Raw genomic sequence first — 19032 nt, 5'->3', positions numbered from 1 at the left:
GAATGGGGGCGCCAGGATCGTCCCCATTCCCGTCATGGGATCAAAGGCGAGAACCGCATCGTTCGGCTTGCCCGCAATCTGCACTACGGCGTTAGCAAACTGTCAGTCTCGATCCAATAAAACCGCACCTCATGCAGTGGTGGATCGATCTCTTGGCCCCGTTCGTCGCGGGACTGGCCGGCGCGCTGGCGAGCGGGCTGCTGGTACGCGCCCTGTTTCGCCCGCTGCCCGAGCGCCAGGGCTGGCGCAGTCTCCGCCCGAGCCGGATGCACCGGATCGGCATCATGGTGGGTACCGGCTTCGTCTGCCTGATGCTCTACGTCCGGCTCTTCGTCGGCTCGGCGCGGGCCGATGCGGCCTCCCAGATGCAGATCCTGACGCTTCTGATGCTGGTGTTCGCGCTGTGCGTGCTGATCGCAGTCGCGCAGGTCCGCTCCATCGTGCGCGCCGATGTCCGTTGGCGCGGCACGAGCCTCGACTATGCAGCGCCGGATGGCACACGCGTCACCAAGGACCTTTCGCAGGTGGTGGGGATGGAGCGGCGCTGGACCGGTCATGTCCTGATTGCCTTTGCTGACAGCGACGTGCTCAAGCTCGACGGCAACGTCGCTGGCGTAGATGACCTTTGCAGCCGGATCATCGAGATCGACGAACGGCTCGCCGCGGACATGCCGCTATAGCGACCCCTGCTGCGAAGCTGTTCCTTCCGGGCGTAAAATCGACCGGCGTTGCCGACATCCAGCCGCATCCGCGGATCTTCATGTATATTGGCGGACTGAAGTACTGACAAGATAAACGGAAGTCTGCTGGACCACCCAGCCCGATGCCGCCACTACTGGAGAAAACTAGAGGGAGCGGAAATATGGACCAGCAAACCGTCATCGCACGGGTCGTCGAAGCACTCGGGCCCGATCCGCGCATAAAGGCCCTGTTCCTCTCCGGCAGCTTTGGCACCGGAACCGCCGACCAGTTCAGCGACGTCGACCTCCTCGCCATAGCCGACCCCACAGACCACGAAGCCCTTGCCACCGATTGGCGCGCGATGCTCGAGGCCATCGCCCCCATCGTCCACTACAACCGCCTGCCGCACGCGCTGGTGCTCAACGCCGTCACCGACGACTGGCTGCGCGTCGACCTCCACATCGCCAATCGCGATCACCTCGATCACACCGCGCAGGACAGCCTGAAACCGCTCGTCGATCCTGCCGACCTCTACGCCACGCTCCGCCCCGAAACACCTGTCCCGGCACGCAACCCCGGCCGTCTCGGCTGGATGGTCGGCGAGTTCATCCGCATCCTCGGCCTGACCCCGGTGGCGCTCGGCCGCGGCGAGGTCGAGTTGATGACCGTCGGCAACACCTTCCTCCGCCGCTTCCTCACCGACCTCTTGACCATCGAGGCCAACCCGCGCATCCCTGGCGGCATGCTGCATCTGAGCCGCGTCCTCGATCCCACCCGCATGGCGGTGCTTGCCGCAGTGCCCCTGCCCCAGCTCACCGTCGAGTCCGCCATCGAGTCCAATCTCGCCCTCGCCCGCGCCTTCATCCCGCGCGCCAAAACCCTCTGTGCATCTTTGGGCGTACACTGGCCCCACGCCTTCGAAACCGCCACCCGCAAGAACCTGCAACGGGCGCTCCCAACCCGCAGCATCGACTGGTAACCCCGACAGGCGCATAGTGGCGCCACCGCCCCGCGGAACCATCTCCGTGAAGATCGCCGTCCTCACCGCTGTTGCGATGCTGGCTTTCGCCGCCAACTCGGTGCTGGCCCGCCTGGCCTTCGCCACCGCCAATGCCGAGCCGCTGAGCTACACCGGCATCCGCCTCGCCTCGGGCGCCGTCGTGCTGGGCGGATTGCTGGCGCTGCGCCGAACACCGGGTGCGCCGTTCACTGTCGGCGGCAGCTGGGCTGGTGCCGCCGCCCTCTTCGGCTACGCCTTTGCCTTCTCGATCGCCTACATCCTGCTTGGCGCCGGCACCGGCGCACTGATCCTCTTCGCCAGCGTGCAGATCGGCATCCTCGGCTGGGCAGTCTACCGGGGCGATCGGCCGGGCACGCTCGAGTGGCTCGGCCTCGCCGTCGCCCTTGCCGCTTTCGCCTACCTCGTCTCCCCCGGCCTCGTCGCCCCGCATCCGCTCGGCACGCTGCTGATGATCGGCTCAGGCCTGTGCTGGGCCGCCTATACCTTGCTCGGCCGCGGCTCCAAAGCGCCGCTCGTCGATACCGCCGGCAACTTCATCCGCTGCCTCCCCGTTGCCGTGGCCATCATCATCGCCGGCCTTGTGCTCCACCCGGTCGATCCTGCCGCAGCAGCCTACGCCGCCGCTTCGGGCGCGGTGGCGTCCGGCCTCGGCTACGCCATCTGGTACGCGGTCCTCCCCAGCCTCGCCCGAACCCAGGCGGCCATCGTCCAGCTCACCGTCCCGGCCATTGCCGCCGCCGGCGGCGTGCTGCTGATTGCAGAGCCGCTGACCGTCCGCCTCGTCGTCGCCTCCATCGGAATTCTCGGGGGCGTCGCGCTCGCCCTCGTCGCGGCCGATCGCAGGCGCCGGGCCAAGCCGGCAACCTGAGCCACCAACGGGTTGACCTCGCCGCCCCGTCCGCTATGTTCCCACGCATCATGATGATGATCCGCAATTTCGCATCGGTGTTCCTCCTCGCCTGAGCGAGCCATAAGGCAACACCGCCGCGCCCCAGGGCGCCCTGCCAGCTCGTCCCGAGCAAATGCTCGTCGACTCCGTCGCGACAGGTTGTTCGTCCCGCTGGCCCATGCGAATTCGGAAACAACCATGCCTGCCAACATTGCCGCGCTCACCGCAGCGCAGATCGACGCCTTCATCACCGATGGCTTCGTCCGCATCGACCATGCCTTTCCCGAGGACGTAGCCGCAAAAGGCCGCGATATCCTCTGGATGCTCACCGGCCTCGATCGGAACAACCCCGCCACCTGGACCCAGCCGGTCATTCGCCTCGGCGACAACCCAGCCGCACCGTTCCGCGAGGCGGCCAACACCCCCGTGCTGCACTCTGCCTTCGATCAGTTGGTAGGTCCGGGGCGCTGGCTGCCGCGCGGCAGCCTCGGCACTTTCCCGATCCGCTTCCCCTCGCCCGACGATCCCGGCGATGCCGGCTGGCATATCGATGTCAGCTTCGGTTGGGACGAACACCCGACCGACTTCATGGCCTGGCGCGCCAATGTCAGCTCGAAGGGCCGGGCCCTGCTGATGCTGTTCCTCTTCTCCGAAGTCAGCGAAGAGGATGCCCCGACCCGCATCCGCGTCGGCTCGCATCTCGACATCGCCCGCCAGCTCGCGCCGGCGGGCGACGCGGGCCTGTCGCTGCGTGAGCTGGCCGCCAACGGCTTCGCGGAGACGGCACACCTTCCCGAGGTCCTCGCCACCGGAGGTCCGGGCACGGTCTACCTCTGTCATCCGTTCCTCGTGCATGCCGCTCAGCCGCACCACGGCACGGTGCCGCGTTTCATGGCCCAGCCCCCGCTGATGCCACGCGAGCCACTGAGCCTCGACCGCGCCGACGGCGACTATTCCCCGGTGGAACGCGCCATCCGCCAGGCCATCGCCTGACCATCGCAGGGGCCGGCGCCACGCCGGCCCCTGCACTCGACAAACCAAACCGATGCGCCGCCGCCCGATTTGCTAGTCGGATTTTGCCGCCGCGCCCGTCGTCACGCCAAATCCTGCTCCCCACAACGGTGGTCGCCGCTGTGACGCCCCGTTAGTTTGCGCCACCATTGGCGCGGGGGCGTGCATTTGATCTGGGGCATTGATCCGCTCTATTCGCTGTCGGGCTTCTTCGTGGGGCTCATCGTCGGGTTCACCGGCGTCGGCGGCGGCTCCCTGATGACCCCGCTGCTCATCCTGCTCTTCAACGTTCACCCGGCTACCGCCGTCGGCACCGACCTGCTGTTCGCAGCCGCCACCAAGACCGCCGGCACCGCCGTCCATGGTTTCAACCGCCATGTCGACTGGCTGATCGTCGGCAAGCTCGCCCTCGGTAGCGTCACCTCCGCCGCGATCACCCTCTACGTGCTGTCGCAGCTCGGCGGCTCCGATCCCGCCGTCGCCCGCGTCCTCGCCGTCGTGCTCGGCGTGATGCTGGTGCTGACCGCGCTGTCACTGATCTTCCGCAACCGCCTGTTCGGCTTCGCCCGCCGCCACCGCGAACTCTCCCCGCGGCTGCAAACCGCCGTCACCATCGGCTTCGGCGCGCTGCTCGGCGTGCTGGTATCCATCTCGTCCGTCGGTGCCGGCGCCATCGGCGTCACCGTGCTGATGCTGCTCTATCCGCGGCTCTCGCTCGTCCGCATCGTCGCCAGCGACATCGCCCATGCCGTGCCGCTCACTCTCGTGGCCGGCCTTGGCCACTGGGCCATCGGCAATGTCGAGTGGGGCATGCTGATCTCGCTGCTGGTCGGCTCGATCCCTGGCATCCTGATCGCCAGTTTCTTTGCCGCAAAAATCCCGGAAAGCGTGGTGCGCTTGCTGCTCGCCGCCGTGCTCAGCGTCGTCGGCGTTCGCCTGCTGCTGGCCTAGGGCCGAACTGCCACGACGATTAGCCCCTCGACCGGCGCGCCCCGGTCCATGCGGATGGTAACCGCCTCGGCCATCGCGATCTCGAGCCCCAGTGACCGGCATAGCGCCAGCGTCGGCTCCGCCCCATGCTGGAACCGCAGCGATGTACCTAGCCGCACAGCGTCCTCGCCGCCATGGGTCTCCAGCGAAAAGGCCAGCAGCCCACCCGGCGTCAACGCCCGGCTGGCCGCTGCCAGCGCCGGGTCCAGCGCCCCCACATAGTTGAACACATCGGCGGCGACGATCAATCCGACGCTCGCCTCCTCGGCGGCGAGGAACGTCACCAGGTCAAGCTTCTCCAGCCGGTCGTAGACGCCCTTCCGCCGGGCCTCGGCCAGCATCTTGGCCGACAGGTCGACGCCCTCCAGCCGCACAACCCACGGCCTGAATTGCACTCCCATCAGCCCCGTGCCGCAACCGAGATCCAGCGCCCGGGCCACGTTCGGAACGCCGCGCGCCGTCAAGACGGCACCGATCGCTGCCGCGAGCGCCTCCGGAATGCGGTACCCCAGCTTCGCCACCAGCGACTCTTCGAAGCGCGGCGCGTAGTCGTCGAACAGCGCCTCGACATAAGCTGGAGCCGGCCCGCTCGTCCCAGCTCCGTGCGCCGCGAGCTTCAGCCCTGCCCCGAACAGCCCCTTGGCATCGAGCTGCAGCAACTGCGTCCACGCGACCATTGCTCCGGCAATGTCGCCTGCCGCCTCGCGATATCCGCCAAGCAGGTTCCAGCCCGCCACCCATTGCGGCACCATCTCGAGCGCCTGTGCCATGAGGTCGGCGGCTTCAGCAAAAGCGCGGTCGGCGGCGAGCGCCGCGGCATAGCTCGCACGGCGATCGGCAACCAGGTCGCCGGACGAATACTGTATTTCGCGCAAGTTGTTTTGATACCGGGTGGGACGGCCATGCGTTTAGCGCGTCGCCTTGCCGCGGGGAAGATGGGCAAGCGCCGGAATTTCCACTTTGCTGTCACATTGGCAGGGCATAGAATGCGTTATGGGCATCCGGCGCGAGCTGGGCCCCGCCTTCCGGGCTGAGTCGCCTGGTATCTCTACGCCTTAGTGTCCCACTCCCTGGGCGCGAGGACTGCTAGTCAGATCGAATTTCAACCCGTTGCGCCACCTGCGCGCCGGGCAAAAGTCGTTTTGCCGCCCGTATTGATAGGCGGAAAATTTCGGTCTACAAGTTAATGGTCGAATATTGCGGCCGACACTTCGTGCCTGGCGTCTCAAACGCGCCTGCTGAGGTCATACCAAGAATTCGATTGGCGGAGTTTCCATTGGGGTGGGAACTGCCACGGCAGACTGCGAAAGGGACTTATATATGGCTACCGGCACTGTGAAATGGTTCAACGGCCAGAAGGGCTACGGCTTCATTCAGCCCGACGAGGGTGGGGCTGATGTGTTCGTGCATATCTCTGCTGTCCAGCGTTCGGGGCTTTCGGGCCTAGATGAAGGCCAGAAGGTGACGTACGAGATCGTCAAGGACAAGCGGACCGGCAAGAACGCCGCCGACAATCTCCAGGCGTCCTGATCCCGGATGCCGTCAGGCATCCAGGATCGGATGCTCTTTGCATGATCCAGGCGTCGACGTAGATCGCAGAGGCGCAGTCTCCGGGCTGCGCCTTCTGTTTTCGGCGGAGGTTCATACCCCGCCCGAGAAATCCTCGTAGCAGTCGTAGTTGACCTGGCGGATGATCCGCCCGTCCTTCAGTGTGATGACCATGCAGATATGCGCCACCATGGCATCGCCCGGCTGCAGCGACCCGAGCGGCACATTCAGAATCCCCTCCCACCGAGTCTCCACCGTCACCGTGTCGCCCGCCTCGAAGATCGCGCCGATCGGATAGCTCTGCTGCCGCAGCACCTTCGCTCCGCGCGGCAGATCGCGGGTCATCTCGGAGTAACCGCGAGTCTGCCCTTTGGCGTAGAGCTTATTGGGCCGCTCGATCTGCACTACGTCCGGATCCAGCAGCCGCCCCACCGCCTCCACGTCGAACCGCTCGATGGCCGCAATGTACTCCCGCACCACTCCGACGTTGGCCGCTTCCAGGCTCATCCGACACCTCCTAGAACATCGTTCTAATCACCTCTAGAACATCGTTCTAGTTTCGTCTATAGCAACCGCATGGCCAGTTCAGCGCAACCCATCGACCGCCGCACCGAGATACTCGATGCCGCCCTCGCCTGCTTCCTTGAGCAGGGTTACGCCGCGACCAGCATTGCCGATATCCGCAAGCGGAGCGGCGCCACCACAGGTAGCATCTACCACTTCTTCGAAAACAAGGGCGCTCTCGCCCTCGCGCTGGTCCAGCGTGCCGTCATCGGCTGGTCCGGCGCATCTCCGAAAGCAAGCGATCCCGCCGCGACGGCCGAGCAGTCGATCAAGGCCTCGGTCTCCGGACTGGTCGCCTGGGGCCTCGCAAATCCGGACGCATCGCGTTTTCTCGATGAAGTCCGGACACTCGCAACGAGCGACCCGACACTTGGGGCTGTAGCCGCTGTTCTAGCCGCTGGACAGGATGTCGCAATGGCCCGCTATGCCGCCTTCGTCGCGGAAGGCGCAGTGCGCGACCTACCCTGGCCCATCGCACATGCCCTCATGCTCGGCCCGGCCTATGATTTCCTGCGCCTCAAGTCAGGGCACGCCAAGCCGACCGATGCCCCCGCCATTCTCGCCGAGGCGGCCTGGGCCGCCGTCGGCATCAGCCCTTGACCAGCGGGCTATCCGCAACGATATGCACCGCTCGCGCAGGGCGGACACCACCCCGCTTGACCGAAGCCTTCGCCGAAGGCAGTTTACGCACACGCTCCCCCTCAGGTCAGCATGCTGACGACGCCGAATGACTTTGGCAGGGGAGCCTTTCTTTGAGTTGGAGACGGCTATGGACAAGATTCCGATGACACCCAGCGGTCACCAGACCCTGTCGGAGGAATATCGTCGCCGCACAGCCGAGGACCGGCCGAGCATCATCGCCGCGATTTCGGAAGCGCGCGCCCACGGCGACCTCAGCGAAAACGCCGAGTACCATGCCGCCAAGGAGCAGCAGAGCCTGAACGAGGGCCGTATCAAGGAACTGGAGTCGTTGCTGGCGCTCGCCGACATCATCGACGTCACCAAGCTGAGCGGCTCGACCATCAAGTTCGGCGCCACGGTCAAGCTCGTCGACGAGGATACCGAGGCCGAGAAGTCCTACCAGATCGTCGGCGACGCCGAGGCCGATCTCTCCAAGGGTCGCATCTCGATCTCGTCGCCCATCGCCCGGGCGATGATCGGCAAGGAAGCCGGCGATTCGGTCGAAGTCACCGCGCCCGGCGGCGCCAAGACCTATGAAATCCTCGACGTGAAGTTCATCTGACGCGATTTCGGCTTGCCGCCCGTCACCTAAGCTGTGACTTTTCGGTGGTTCCGCGCGCTCCATCGTCCCAGGACGATGGCAGTGCCCTTGAAAGGTGCGCGCCGAACCTCCTATTTTGGTCTAGGGCTTAAGTCTCAGAGTAAGTGGAGCGTAAGGTGCACGCCAAAGTCGTCATCATCGGATCGGGTCCGGCCGGCTATACGGCCGCCATCTATGCGGCGCGCGCCATGCTCGAGCCCGTCATGATCGCCGGCATCCAGCCGGGCGGTCAGCTCACCATCACCACCGATGTCGAGAACTATCCCGGCTTCGCCGACGTCATCCAGGGCCCCTGGCTCATGGACCAGATGAAGGCCCAGGCCGAGCATGTCGGCACGAAGATGATCAACGACATCATCGTCGAGGTCGATTTCGACAAGCGCCCCTTCGTCCTCATCGGCGACGGCGGCACGCGCTACACCGCCGACTCGGTCATCATCGCCACCGGCGCCCAGGCCCGCTGGCTCGGCCTCGAGTCCGAGGAGAAGTTCCAGGGCTTTGGCGTCTCCGCTTGCGCCACCTGCGATGGCTTCTTCTATCGCGGCAAGGAAGTGATCGTCGTCGGCGGCGGCAACACCGCTGTCGAGGAAGCGCTGTTCCTCACCAATTTTGCCTCCAAGGTCACGGTCGTGCATCGGCGCGGCGAGTTCCGCGCCGAGCGCATCCTGCAGCAGCGGCTGTTCAAGAACCCCAAAGTCGAAGTGATCTGGAACGCTGAGATCGAAGAGGTTTATGGCGACCAGATGCCCCGCTCGGTCAAGGGCGTGAAGATCCGCGACACCAAGACCGGCCACGTGACCGAGAAGAACGTCGACGGCGTGTTCATCGCCATCGGTCACTCCCCGGCCACCTCGATCTTCGCCGGCAAGCTCGACATGAAGCCCGGCGGCTACCTCGAGGTTCAGCCCGGCAGCACTGCCACCAACATCCGCGGCGTCTTCGCCGCCGGCGACGTCACCGACGACGTCTACCGGCAGGCTGTGACAGCTGCGGGCATGGGCTGCATGGCGGCCCTCGACGCGGAAGAATATCTGGCATCGCTCGAGCTCGCAGAAGCGGCGGAATAGCCGATGCTGGATTGGGACAAGCTCCGCATCTTCCACACCGCTGCTGAATCCGGGTCTTTCACCCACGCCGCCGAAAAGCTCAACATGAGCCAGTCTGCCGTCTCGCGGCAGATTTCGGCGCTCGAGGAAGATCTCGGCCTCAAGCTCTTCATCCGCCACGCCCGCGGCCTCGTGCTGACCGAAGTCGGCGAGCAGTTGTTCCGCACTGCGCACCGCATGCACTGGGAACTACAGCAGGTCGAAACCCAGATGTCCGAGAGCCAGGAGGTCCCCACCGGGCCCCTGCTCGTCACCACGACCGTCGGTATCGGCTCGACCTGGCTGTCGTCGCGCATCCACGAGTTCCTGATCCTTTATCCGGAAATCCAGATCGAGATTAAGCTCAACGACGCCGAGCTCGACCTCGCCATGCGCGAGGCCGACGTCGCCATCCGCCTGCACCGGCCGAACCAGTCCGAGATGATCCAGCGCAAGCTGTTCACCGTGCACAACCACTTCTACGCCTCGCAGAGCTATCTCGAAGAGTTCGGCGAGCCGCAGGCCGTGGAAGACCTCGACCGCCACCGCATCATTTCCTTCGGCGAGCCGGTCCCCTCCTACCTCGGCGACATCAACTATCTCGAGCGCCTCGGCCGCCCCGATTCCTCGCCGCGCCGCGCCTCGATGAAGGTCAACGCCATCTACGGCATGATGCAGGCGGCCCGCGCCGGCATCGGCATCGCCATGCTGCCGGCTTATGTCACCGAAAACGAGAACACGCTGGTGCGCGTCCTCGCCGGCATCGAACTGCCGGCCTACGAAGCCTACTTCGTCTACCCCCCCGCGCTGAAGAACTCCAAGCGCGTCGGCGTCTTCCGCGATTTCCTTGTCGGCAAGGCCCGGGAGTGGTCGTTCTAGAGGACATCGCCGGCATCGTCTGAGCCGGCGGAACCATCAGCCTCCACCTTGGTTGAGTGCGCGAACGCGATCCTGCGTCGCACACCCCTCCGGAGGAAGCAAATGGCTACCGAAAAGACCCTCGACGACCTGTTCCTTGATACCCTCAAGGACATCTACTACGCCGAAAAGCAGATCGTGAAGACGCTCCCGAAGATGGCCAAGGCAGCCACTGCCCCCGACCTCAAGGCCGGCTTCGAAAAGCACCTCGAGGAGAGCGAAGGCCACGTCGAACGCCTGGAACAGGTCTTCGAGCTGATCGGCAAACCGGCCCGCGGCAAGACCTGCGAAGCCATCCTCGGCATCATCGAGGAAGGCAAGTCCATCATGGACGAGTTCAAGGGCACGTCCGCCCTCGACGCCGGCCTGGTCTCTGCGGCGCAGGCCGTCGAGCACTATGAGATCGCCCGCTACGGCACCCTCAAGACCTGGGCCCAGCAGCTCGGCCTCAACGAGGCGGTCAGCCTGCTCGATGCGACCCTCAAGGAAGAAGTCGCAACCGACAAGAAGCTCACCCAGGTCGCCGAAAGCAACGTCAACCGCATGGCGGCCTGACCACAGCTCGAGTGGGGTCCAGCGCCCCACTCACCATTCTCGGCGCGGCCCGGCAAGTTCCCAACCCATTCCCGTTCATCGGCAATTCAGCGGCCTCGGCTAGAACGGGCCAACCTTGGGGACCACCATGAACCGCTTCGCCGCCGCAGCCGCACTCTGCCTGTTCGCCACGCCATCCTTCGCGCAGATGATCACCATCACCCCCGAACAGGTCGGCGAGATCTTCTGTATCTCCCGCATCGGCAACGACATGGCGCCGGTCGAGGGGCTCCTCACCGTCGAGCTGAAGGCCGCCATCGCCGAAGCCGAAGCCAAGAACGACGCCATCCAGAAAGCTCACCCCGACGAGAAGCCGCCGCTCGGCGACGGCATCCCGTGGCAGGCCTTCCCCGACTATGCCGCCGAGTGCAAGGTCGGCAAAGTCACCCTGGAGGCAGATCAGGCCGCGGTCGATATCGCCTATGGCTTCCCCGAATACCCCGACGCCAACTTCACCGATCACCTGCAGCTGAGGCTGGTCTCATTCCCGATGGTCTCCGAGCCGCTCTGGCGTATTGACGACCTGACCTATGCCACGGAAGGCGATCTTCGCACCGTCCTCGTCAGCGTCTTCGAGAACTGATCGACACGGGGTACCTCCCCCTTGACGCCCCACCGCCAAAGGCGCATTGCGGCTCAGTTCCGGGCGCTTGCACCCGGACCTTCATCAAGGACTGAAAATGAACCCCGACAGTCGAAGTCGATCTTCGATCTTGCCGGCGCTCTAGGCTCCTCCCGGGCCGGCGCGCCGGTGCGGCTATCTCTTGGAGCCCCGCTATGCTGCGTGCCTATATCCGCGAAGGCGACCGCCTCGTTCCCACCGATTTCGATCCCGTCACCGGCACCCAGCTCGCCGGCGCCGTCTGGTACAGCCTGACCGATCCGACGCGCGAAGAGGACAAGTTCGTCGAGTCCTGCCTCGGCATCGATATCCCGACCCGCCGCGAAATGCAGGACATCGAGCCCTCCGCCCGCCTCTACAGCGAGGACGGCGCCGAGTTCATGACCATTACCGCGCTGATCGACAGCGAAACCGATCAACCGGTAAAGACCCCCATCACCTTCGTGCTGCGCAACGACCAGTTGGTCACCGTGCGCTATGCCGACCCCAAGCCGTTCCGCCTCTACGAGCGCCTCGTCTCCCGCCCCGCCACCGGCGAGATCGGCGGCGAGCGCGTGATGATCGGCCTGCTCGAATCCTTCATCGATCGCCTGGCGCAACTGCTCGAGAACACCGGCGACGGCATCGACCAGATCTCGCGCGAGGTGTTCGGCAACAAGTCCACCAAGCCCACCCGCAAAACCCGGGATCTGCAATCGCTGATCGAGCGCATCGGCAAGAAGGGCGACGTCCTCACCCTCGCCCGCGAGAGTCTCGTCTCCATCAGCCGCCTCGTCAGCTTCCACCAGTCGAGCGGCTCGGAAGACCAGAAGGCCGCCCGCGACCGGAAGCAGGATCTGAAGGTGCTGCTGCGCGACGCCGCGGCACTCAGCGACCACGCCGCCTTCCTCTCCGACAAGATCACCTTCCTGCTCGACGCCACCCTCGGGCTGATCAATCTTGAGCAGAACCAGATCATCAAGATCTTCTCGGTCGCCGCCGTGGTGTTCCTGCCGCCCACCCTCGTCGCCTCGATCTACGGCATGAACTTCGAGTTCATGCCCGAGCTGCACTGGGCCGTGGGCTATCCGTTCGCGCTGGGGCTCATGGTCCTCTCCGCTGCGGTGCCTTACCTGTTCTTCAAGCGCAGCGGCTGGCTCTGACGCACAAGATTCGCGCGTCGAGACTGACAAAAAACTGTCACAATCAAGCACTTGGCGCCGCATTCACATCCGCGTGCGACGCCGTGGCGCACCTCGGAAACCGCAATACACGAGCAAACTCATCGACTTAACAGCCATGCAAAAATCGCATGCCCCTCATTCAGCACTCTTCGGTTGATGGGTCAGCAGTCACGCCATATATCCCCGCCCGACAGCAGCTGAGCGCATCTCCCTCCTCCTCCTCGCGCTCGTTGTTTGTTCCTCCCTGTAGCCAGAAATGGCTGCTACTCGGCCCCGCTCTCCCCTCGAGCGGGGCCTTGTTTTTTCCGCATTCCGTTTCGCGCGGGCTATCCGTAGTTGACGCATACGTCACGGCAGCATGGCTGACCTTTACCTGCGCAAACTGCATAGCTGGCATGTAAAGCTCTGCATTGTGGACCAAACGGTCAAAGTGCATATTGTGAGTGTCGATGTGAGCCGCACCGTATCCTCCTCCCTCGGTCCTGCTCTGCGACACCGGTTTCAAGTCGTATCCTCCTCCCTCGACTTGGGGCCATCGGCAAATGGCGTATCCTCCTCCCTCGTCCATTTGCCACCACTTTAGATTTGGACTTCGGTCCTTTTCATTGGGCCCCATCTTCGGATGGGGCCTCTTTTTTTGCTTGCGCTGATCTATGCCCACCTGCGGCAGCCTGCCGCACCCGATCGCCTCGCGCCCAGTGCATGGCTGACGTTCCGACTTGGCGATTGTTCCGACTCCGCCCCCGACCGATAGTTGTTCCGACGAATTGCAGCCGCTCCTCCTCCCTGGCTGCGTTCTGATGGGTCGCCCGCTTCGGCGAGCCGGCCTTTGAAGGCCCCGCTCATCCCCTCGAGCGGGGCCTTTTTTCATTCAGCGCATTGTCTAGGATGAAATCCGGCCCATCCGAGACATCCCAATGGCATCACCGGTCCCCACCATCGACCTGCCCTCGGGCACCAGCCTGCCGATCCTCGGCCAGGGCACCTGGCGCATGGGCGAGGACCGGCGCAACTACGCCGACGAGGTTGCCGCTCTGCAGCGCGGCATCGATCTGGGGATGACACTGCTCGATACCGCCGAGATGTATGGCGATGCCGAGCTGGTCGTCGCCGAGGCGATCAAGGGCCGCCGCGGCGAAGTCCAGGTCGTCAGCAAGGTGCTCCCTTCCAACGCCAGCCGCACTGGCACCATTGCCGCCTGCGAGCGCAGCCTGAAGCGCCTCGGCACCGACCATCTCGATCTCTATCTCCTCCACTGGCGCGGCCGGCACCCGCTGGCCGAAACCGTTGCCGCCTTCGAGGAACTGAAACAGGCCGGCGCCATTCGGGAATGGGGCGTCTCCAATTTCGATGTCGACGACATGGAGGAGCTCTTCGGCGTCCCCGGCGGCAACCGCTGCGCCACCAACCAGGTGCTCTACCACCTCGACGCGCGCGGCATCGAGTTCGACCTCCTCCCCTGGTCCATCTCCCACCGCATGCCGATCATGGCCTACTCGCCGCTCGGCAACGACGGCCGCCTGTTGCGGCATCCGGAGTTGCAGCGCATCGCCCGCGCCCACGACGCTACCCCTGGCCAGATCGCGCTAGCCTTCGTCCTCGCCCGGCGTGGCGTCATCGCCATTCCCAAAGCCACCCAGCAGGCGCATGTGGTCGAGAACCGCGAGGCGCTGGATGTCAAGCTCACCGAAGCCGATCGCGCCACGCTCGACGCCGCCTTCCCGCCGCCGCGCCGCAAGCAATCGCTGGATATGATCTAAGTCGTGGGCTCTTGGGAGGAACCACCACCGGCCTCGCGGTGATCCTCCCCCGCGTGGCGGGGGAGGGGCGACCAGCGAAGCCGTTGGAGTGGGCGGCTCCGAACCCCGGCGCCTCCCGCCACGCAGTCCTTGCCCGGCATTTCCTGCCGCCTGCCCCATCCTACTCCGCCCGAACGCCCGGAATCCCAGCCCTCCACGCTGGCACGCCACCTGCATGGTGGTGCGCGTACGCCCGGAGGCAATCATGACCAGCGTCGGCACGTCGACCAGCACCAGTTCCCTGACCTACGCGCAGATCATCGCCAACGCGCAGAAGACCCAGCAGCAGGCGCTGACCAACCCGCCTGCCACCACCTCGACCGAAACCGGCGCCACCAACGTCACCCTGTCCGACGCCGCCAAGGCCGCCCTCACCACCATCAAGGATTTCGCCACCGTCACCACCGACGCGCGCGCCACCCTCGACAAGCTCCTCGCCGACGCCAAGCTCACCACCCCGCTCAAGGATGGCAAGCTCGCCCTCGACCTCAGCAAGGTCGATCGCCGCGAGCTCTATGCCATGAGCACCAATTCCAACCAGCTGTTCACCCCCGACGAGCAGAAGGCCGCCGCCATCGAGCTGCAGAGCCGCTTCGACCAGGCAATGGCCGGCCCCACCGCCGTCGGTCGCGTCACCGGCAGCGTCAAGGGCCTCTACGTCGCCGCCCTCGCCTACTTCGACGCCATGGGCCCCGAGGAGAAAGCCTCCGCCGCCTATGTCGACCAGCGCGCCGCGCTCGAGGATATGCTGAAGCAGCTCGCAGCCGACCCATCCACCCTGCCCGGCACCGTCGCAAACGATCCGGTCAACGCCTACATGGAGCGCCTCGCCGGCGGCGAAACCGGCAAGCCGCGCGATATCGCCAACGTCGCCGCCGATGCCCGCACCACGCTCGACGCGCAATACAAGGCCAGCGGCAACAACAAGCCCGACTACTCCGAGTTCGACAGCCGCTCGTTGGCCTCCGTCGCGCTGAACTCGAACGGCAAATTCAGCCCCACCGAAGTCCGCACCGCCTCGATGGAAATGCGCTCCCGCTCCGGCGCCGCGCTGCTGCAGAGCCTCAAGTCCGCCGGCAACAGCGACCCTGCCGCCTTCGCGCAGAACGTCATCTCGCTTTACGGCGCCATGAGCAGCGAAGAACGCGCAGCGGCCGGCTGGTCCGAAAACCTCTACGCCGCCGCCGTCTCCAACTACCAGACCGCCAGCAAGCTGGGCTCGATCCTCGGCCAGGTCACGGGGTCATCGTCATTCGGCGCGAGTGGTGGCAGCTCGATGAGCCTGATGGACTACCTGTAGGCGGTACCACCAAAAGCGCAGTCAGTGCCTTCTCGCCTTGTGGGAGAAGGCACTCCCCTCGTCCTCGCGGCAGCTACCGCCGCGCAAACCTGTCCAGCGCCGCGACCAGCGCCTCCCCCATCCCGGCATCGCCGCTGGAGTGGCCCGCCCCGTCGATCACCACCAGCTCGCTGCCGGGCCAGGCCTTGGAGAGTTCCCACGCCGTCAGCAGCGGCCCCTGCAGGTCCACCCGGCCCTGCACCAGCACGCCCGGTATCCCCTTCAGCGCCCCGGCACCGCGCAGCAGCTGGCCCTCTTCCAGCCAGGCCAAATGCCGGAAGTAGTGCGTGACGATGCGACCGCGCGCCAGCATGCGGGCAGGATCCACGCCGTCCGACGCCCGCCCCGCCTGCACATTGGCCGACACCGTCACGTTGTCCCAATCATGAAAATCCCGCGCCGCCTTGGCCCGCACTTCCGGGTCGGCGTCGAACATCAGGTCGTTGTAGGCGTGGACCATCCGATCGGGCGGCGTGTCCGGCGGCACGCCCGCACGGAACCGCTCCCACTGCTCGGGAAACAGCGGCGCCACGTCGCGATACATCCAGTCGATCTCCCGCTGCCGCGTCGACGTCACCCCGGCGAAGACCATCGCGGCAACCCGGTCCGGATGCAGCTGCGCGTAGGCGAGGCCCAGCGTCACGCCCCACGACATGCCGTAGATCACCCACTTGTCGACGCCGAAATACAGCCGCAGCCGGTCGATGTCGCGCAGCAGGTGCGCCGTCGTGTTCACCGAGAAATCGACGCCCTCGCCCGACGCATGCGGCGTACTCCGCCCACACCCCCGCTGGTCGAAACCGATGATCCGATATCGCGCCGGGTCGAAGAACCGCCGCATCCAAGGCGAAAACCCCGACCCCGGCCCGCCGTGCAGGATGAGCGCCGGCACGCCCTCGGGGTTGCCGGCCTCCTCCCAGTAGATCGCGTTGCCCTCCCCCATCTCGAGCCAACCGCTCGCGACGGGCTCGGTGATGGGGTAGAGCGCACTCATCAGCTCACCTTGGCGCAGAAATCCTGGATGCGCGCCACCGCATCCTCTAGCTGGGCATTCGACGCCGCATAGCTCAGCCGCATGTGCCCGGCGAGCCCGAACGCCGTGCCATGTACCAGCGCCACGCCGGTCTCCTCGAGCAGTGCCAAGACGAAATCCGCATCCGTCGCCAGCGCCCGGCCACCACCGGAGGTCCTCCCGAGCAGCCGCTTCACCGAAGGGAACACATAGAACGCCCCTTCCGGCGTCAGGCAATCAAGCCCGGTATTGGCGTTGAGCCCGCGCACCACCAGGTCGCGCCGGCCCTGGAACACCTCGCGCCAGCCCTTCAAGAACCCCTGCGGCCCGTTGAGCGCTTCCACCGCCGCCCACTGCGAAATCGACGACGGGTTGGTGGTCGATTGGCTCTGCAGCTTGTTCATCGCCCCGAGCAGCGGCCGCGGCCCGGTGCAGTAGCCGATGCGCCAGCCGGTCATGGCGTGCGACTTCGACACGCCGTTCATCGTCAACGTCCGCTCCCGTAGCTGCGGCTCCACCCCGGCGATAGTCGCGAACGTGCCGCCGTCATAGACCAGCACTTCATAGATATCGTCGGTAAGAATGTGCACATGCGGATGCCGCAGCAGCACATCCGCCAACCCGCGCAGTTCATCCCTCGTGTAGGCAGCCCCAGTCGGGTTCGACGGCGTGTTGAGGATCAGCCACTTGGTCTTGGGCGTGATCGCCGCTTCCAGCACCTCGGGCTTCAGCTTGAAGCCGGTCGAGGCATCGGCCACCGCGAACACCGGATCGGCGTCGCACAGCCGCACGATCTCCGGATAGCTCACCCAGTACGGCACCGGGATCACCACCTCGTCGCCGGGGTTCAGCGTCGCCATCAACGCATTGAAGATGATCTGCTTGCCGCCCGACGACACGAAACAGTCCGCCGCCGTAACGTCCAGTCCGTTGTCGCGCTTGAACTTCGCGGCAACCGCTTCCTTGAGTTCGGGGATGCCGTCCACGGCGGTGTAGCGCGTCTTGCCCGAATTGATCGCCCGGATCGCTGCCTCGCGCACGTGCTCGGGCGTATCGAAATCCGGCTCGCCGGCTGCCAGCGAGATCACGTCCTCGCCCTGCCGCTTCATCTCCACGGCTTTGGAGTTGATCGCGACGGTGGCGGACGGCTGGATGCGGCTGAGCGCTTCAGACAGGAAAGCCAAGACAATCTCCCGGAAAATGGCCGGAAATCTCTACGGCCTCAAACCCCGGCACACAACCGGGACGTTGGTCACAAGGCTTGGGTCACAAGGCTTGGGTCACAAGGCTTGGGGTCAAACGGCGCGCGCCGGGACCGGTACGCGAACCGGCACCGCGACAGCACCGCCGTCGGCTCGGGCCGTGCTGCTGCCGATCTCCATCGCCTGCTCGCCATCGGGCATCAGGCTGACAAGAATGGCGGCAAGTACGGCGGAAACGATCAGAGCCTTCAACGGAAGCATCCTGCACAAGAACGAACGGAAACGACGGCGCCCTTGTCGTGCCGCAGCTTTGAACGCCGACTGATACCGCCGTTCATCTACCGCTCAGAATTCGTTCAGATGCCCATTCCCGCCTGCTTCAGCAGTTGCACCCCCTGCACCCGCCAGCCGTCCTTTTCCTCGGCCAGCTGGTAGAACGCCTCGTAGAGGCTCTGGTCGTTGCCCACCAGCTTCACCTCCTGCACCACCACCTTGTCGCCCATCTTCTCGAACTTGCCGAAGCTGTGCGAGCGCGACTCCATGATCGGCGCGTAGCCCGCCCCGACAATGGCGCTGAAGAATGCCTCGGCAGACGGAAACGCCACCTGGAACCCCGCCCCGGCATATTGAAACGCCCCCGGCGCATCCTTCGCCCGGAACGCCTCGATCTGGCTGGTGATGACGCTCTGCCACGGTTCGAGCGCCGTGCTCGGCGCCGTCGTCTCCTGCGCGTTCACCGCCGCCACGAGCAGCACAAAAGCGGCCAGCACGCCCGCCAGACTGGTCACGAAACGCTTCATCATCGCCTCCCTCCATCAGGTGCGCCGCGATCCCGCCACAGGATCGCCTTCAAATCGTACCCTCTTCACCGCGTTAGCAACGAAACATCCTCGCATTCGGGGGGCCTTTTCACCCCGTTGTGATCTGCCGAGTTAGCGAGTCCTCATGTCTCCCACCAAGCTCCCCCAGCCCCGCAAGACGAGGTTCAAGCCGCGCCGTCCGCTGTTCCGCAACGCGCTGAGCGCCGCGACCGCCATTTCGTTCTCCCTCACCTTCGTGGGCGCCGGCCTCGCCCTGCTCTTCGGCCTCATCCCCCCGCGCACCATCACCGGGGCCGGCGAGATCGATACCGCCGTCGTTCTGCTGTTCGTGCCGCTTTGCGCGCTGCTCTTCGCCATCCTCGTCGAGGTGGTGCGCGCGATCCTCCGCGAAGGGCTGCAGCCGGCCAAGCCACGCCAGCCCAATCCCCTCTCCGCCTGGAAACCGGGACACGGCGAGAGCTGATACGGGCCAGGTCGGAAAAGCATTGATT

The 19032-nt window shown here is 65.4% G+C and carries 22 protein-coding genes; 16 read left to right on the top strand and 6 right to left on the bottom strand.

The genetic code is table 11. The annotated features are described in order from the left end of the window. The first annotated feature begins 152 nt into the window (after positions 1 to 152). The 5 genes from AC1DWU_RS05150 to AC1DWU_RS05130 all read left to right on the top strand — a co-directional run bounded on the left by AC1DWU_RS05150 (position 153) and on the right by AC1DWU_RS05130 (position 4553). Positions 153 to 680, top strand: a complete 528-nt coding sequence (locus tag AC1DWU_RS05150) for a hypothetical protein (RefSeq protein WP_477148892.1) — start codon at positions 153 to 155, stop codon at positions 678 to 680. 182 nt (positions 681 to 862) lie between these two features. After that, the gene (locus AC1DWU_RS05145; protein ID WP_477148891.1) at positions 863 to 1660 is read left to right on the top strand and encodes a nucleotidyltransferase domain-containing protein; all 798 of its coding nucleotides are present in this window, start codon (positions 863 to 865) and stop codon (positions 1658 to 1660) included. A gap of 46 nt (positions 1661 to 1706) precedes the next feature. Continuing rightward, the gene (locus AC1DWU_RS05140) at positions 1707 to 2570 is read left to right on the top strand and encodes a DMT family transporter (RefSeq protein ID WP_477148890.1); all 864 of its coding nucleotides are present in this window, start codon (positions 1707 to 1709) and stop codon (positions 2568 to 2570) included. Between the two features lie 219 nt (positions 2571 to 2789). Then, positions 2790 to 3584, top strand: coding sequence for a phytanoyl-CoA dioxygenase family protein (locus AC1DWU_RS05135; RefSeq protein WP_477148889.1), 795 nt, complete (start codon positions 2790 to 2792; stop codon positions 3582 to 3584). A gap of 180 nt (positions 3585 to 3764) precedes the next feature. Further along, complete coding sequence (locus AC1DWU_RS05130; RefSeq protein WP_477148888.1) at positions 3765 to 4553, top strand: sulfite exporter TauE/SafE family protein; 789 nt, start codon at positions 3765 to 3767, stop codon at positions 4551 to 4553. On the opposite strand, the gene AC1DWU_RS05125 is transcribed toward AC1DWU_RS05130, so the two are convergent. Next, positions 4550 to 5467 carry a class I SAM-dependent DNA methyltransferase gene (locus AC1DWU_RS05125; protein ID WP_477148887.1) on the bottom strand — a complete coding sequence of 306 codons (918 nt, stop codon included), beginning with the start codon at positions 5465 to 5467 and terminating at the stop codon, positions 4550 to 4552. The two genes, AC1DWU_RS05130 and AC1DWU_RS05125, sit on opposite strands and share 4 nt — an antisense overlap. 445 nt (positions 5468 to 5912) lie before the next feature. Here AC1DWU_RS05125 and AC1DWU_RS05120 point away from each other — a divergent pair, with 445 nt between their 5' ends. Beyond that, positions 5913 to 6122, top strand: a complete 210-nt coding sequence (locus tag AC1DWU_RS05120; RefSeq protein ID WP_055045318.1) for a cold-shock protein — start codon at positions 5913 to 5915, stop codon at positions 6120 to 6122. Positions 6123 to 6233: 111 nt separating this feature from the next. Here AC1DWU_RS05120 and AC1DWU_RS05115 read toward each other — a convergent pair whose 3' ends face one another. Continuing rightward, a complete protein-coding gene (locus AC1DWU_RS05115) occupies positions 6234 to 6647 on the bottom strand; it encodes a nuclear transport factor 2 family protein (protein ID WP_477148886.1) in 414 nt (137 codons plus the stop codon). Between the two features lie 69 nt (positions 6648 to 6716). On the opposite strand from AC1DWU_RS05115, the gene AC1DWU_RS05110 reads away from it, so the two are divergent. The 9 genes from AC1DWU_RS05110 (at position 6717) to AC1DWU_RS05070 (ending at position 15467) form a co-directional block, all read left to right on the top strand. Next, positions 6717 to 7304 (top strand): TetR/AcrR family transcriptional regulator, encoded by a 588-nt coding sequence (locus AC1DWU_RS05110; RefSeq protein ID WP_477148885.1) that lies wholly within the window; start codon positions 6717 to 6719, stop codon positions 7302 to 7304. A 169-nt stretch (positions 7305 to 7473) separates the two neighbouring features. After that, complete coding sequence (greA, locus tag AC1DWU_RS05105; RefSeq protein WP_477148884.1) at positions 7474 to 7947, top strand: transcription elongation factor GreA; 474 nt, start codon at positions 7474 to 7476, stop codon at positions 7945 to 7947. 143 nt (positions 7948 to 8090) lie between these two features. Beyond that, entirely contained in the window at positions 8091 to 9053 is a 963-nt protein-coding gene (gene trxB, locus AC1DWU_RS05100) for a thioredoxin-disulfide reductase (protein WP_477148883.1), read from the top strand. A gap of 3 nt (positions 9054 to 9056) precedes the next feature. After that, complete coding sequence (locus AC1DWU_RS05095; RefSeq protein WP_477148882.1) at positions 9057 to 9950, top strand: LysR family transcriptional regulator; 894 nt, start codon at positions 9057 to 9059, stop codon at positions 9948 to 9950. Positions 9951 to 10052: 102 nt separating this feature from the next. Further along, positions 10053 to 10544: a YciE/YciF ferroxidase family protein gene (locus tag AC1DWU_RS05090; protein ID WP_477148881.1), complete on the top strand. Its 492-nt coding sequence runs from the start codon at positions 10053 to 10055 to the stop codon at positions 10542 to 10544. A 127-nt stretch (positions 10545 to 10671) separates the two neighbouring features. Then, positions 10672 to 11166: a hypothetical protein gene (locus tag AC1DWU_RS05085; protein ID WP_477148880.1), complete on the top strand. Its 495-nt coding sequence runs from the start codon at positions 10672 to 10674 to the stop codon at positions 11164 to 11166. A 194-nt stretch (positions 11167 to 11360) separates the two neighbouring features. Next, a complete protein-coding gene (corA, locus tag AC1DWU_RS05080; protein ID WP_477148879.1) occupies positions 11361 to 12347 on the top strand; it encodes a magnesium/cobalt transporter CorA in 987 nt (328 codons plus the stop codon). A 938-nt stretch (positions 12348 to 13285) separates the two neighbouring features. Then, a complete protein-coding gene (locus tag AC1DWU_RS05075; protein ID WP_477148878.1) occupies positions 13286 to 14128 on the top strand; it encodes an aldo/keto reductase in 843 nt (280 codons plus the stop codon). Positions 14129 to 14372: 244 nt separating this feature from the next. Next, positions 14373 to 15467 carry a hypothetical protein gene (locus tag AC1DWU_RS05070; protein WP_477148877.1) on the top strand — a complete coding sequence of 365 codons (1095 nt, stop codon included), beginning with the start codon at positions 14373 to 14375 and terminating at the stop codon, positions 15465 to 15467. A gap of 73 nt (positions 15468 to 15540) precedes the next feature. Here the strand turns inward: AC1DWU_RS05070 and pip are convergent, their stop codons facing one another. The 4 genes from pip to AC1DWU_RS05050 all read right to left on the bottom strand — a co-directional run bounded on the left by pip (position 15541) and on the right by AC1DWU_RS05050 (position 18523). Beyond that, on the bottom strand, positions 15541 to 16500 hold the full coding sequence (gene pip / locus AC1DWU_RS05065; protein WP_477148876.1) for a prolyl aminopeptidase: 960 nt from the start codon (positions 16498 to 16500) through the stop codon (positions 15541 to 15543). Then, positions 16500 to 17702, bottom strand: coding sequence for a pyridoxal phosphate-dependent aminotransferase (locus AC1DWU_RS05060; protein ID WP_477148875.1), 1203 nt, complete (start codon positions 17700 to 17702; stop codon positions 16500 to 16502). Before AC1DWU_RS05060 ends, pip begins: the two co-directional genes overlap by 1 nt. Before the next feature lie 111 nt (positions 17703 to 17813). After that, complete coding sequence (locus tag AC1DWU_RS05055) at positions 17814 to 17972, bottom strand: hypothetical protein (RefSeq protein ID WP_477148874.1); 159 nt, start codon at positions 17970 to 17972, stop codon at positions 17814 to 17816. 104 nt (positions 17973 to 18076) lie between these two features. After that, a complete protein-coding gene (locus AC1DWU_RS05050) occupies positions 18077 to 18523 on the bottom strand; it encodes a DUF4864 domain-containing protein (protein WP_477148873.1) in 447 nt (148 codons plus the stop codon). Positions 18524 to 18665: 142 nt separating this feature from the next. Between AC1DWU_RS05050 and AC1DWU_RS05045 the strand changes: the two genes are divergently transcribed. Next, complete coding sequence (locus AC1DWU_RS05045) at positions 18666 to 19004, top strand: hypothetical protein (RefSeq protein WP_477148872.1); 339 nt, start codon at positions 18666 to 18668, stop codon at positions 19002 to 19004. Positions 19005 to 19032 lie beyond the last annotated feature (28 nt).

It is taken from the genome of Devosia sp. P2_G7 (assembly GCF_056403495.1).
Note: the sequence above shows the minus strand (reverse complement) of the source record. Positions and strands in the feature narration are given on the sequence as shown.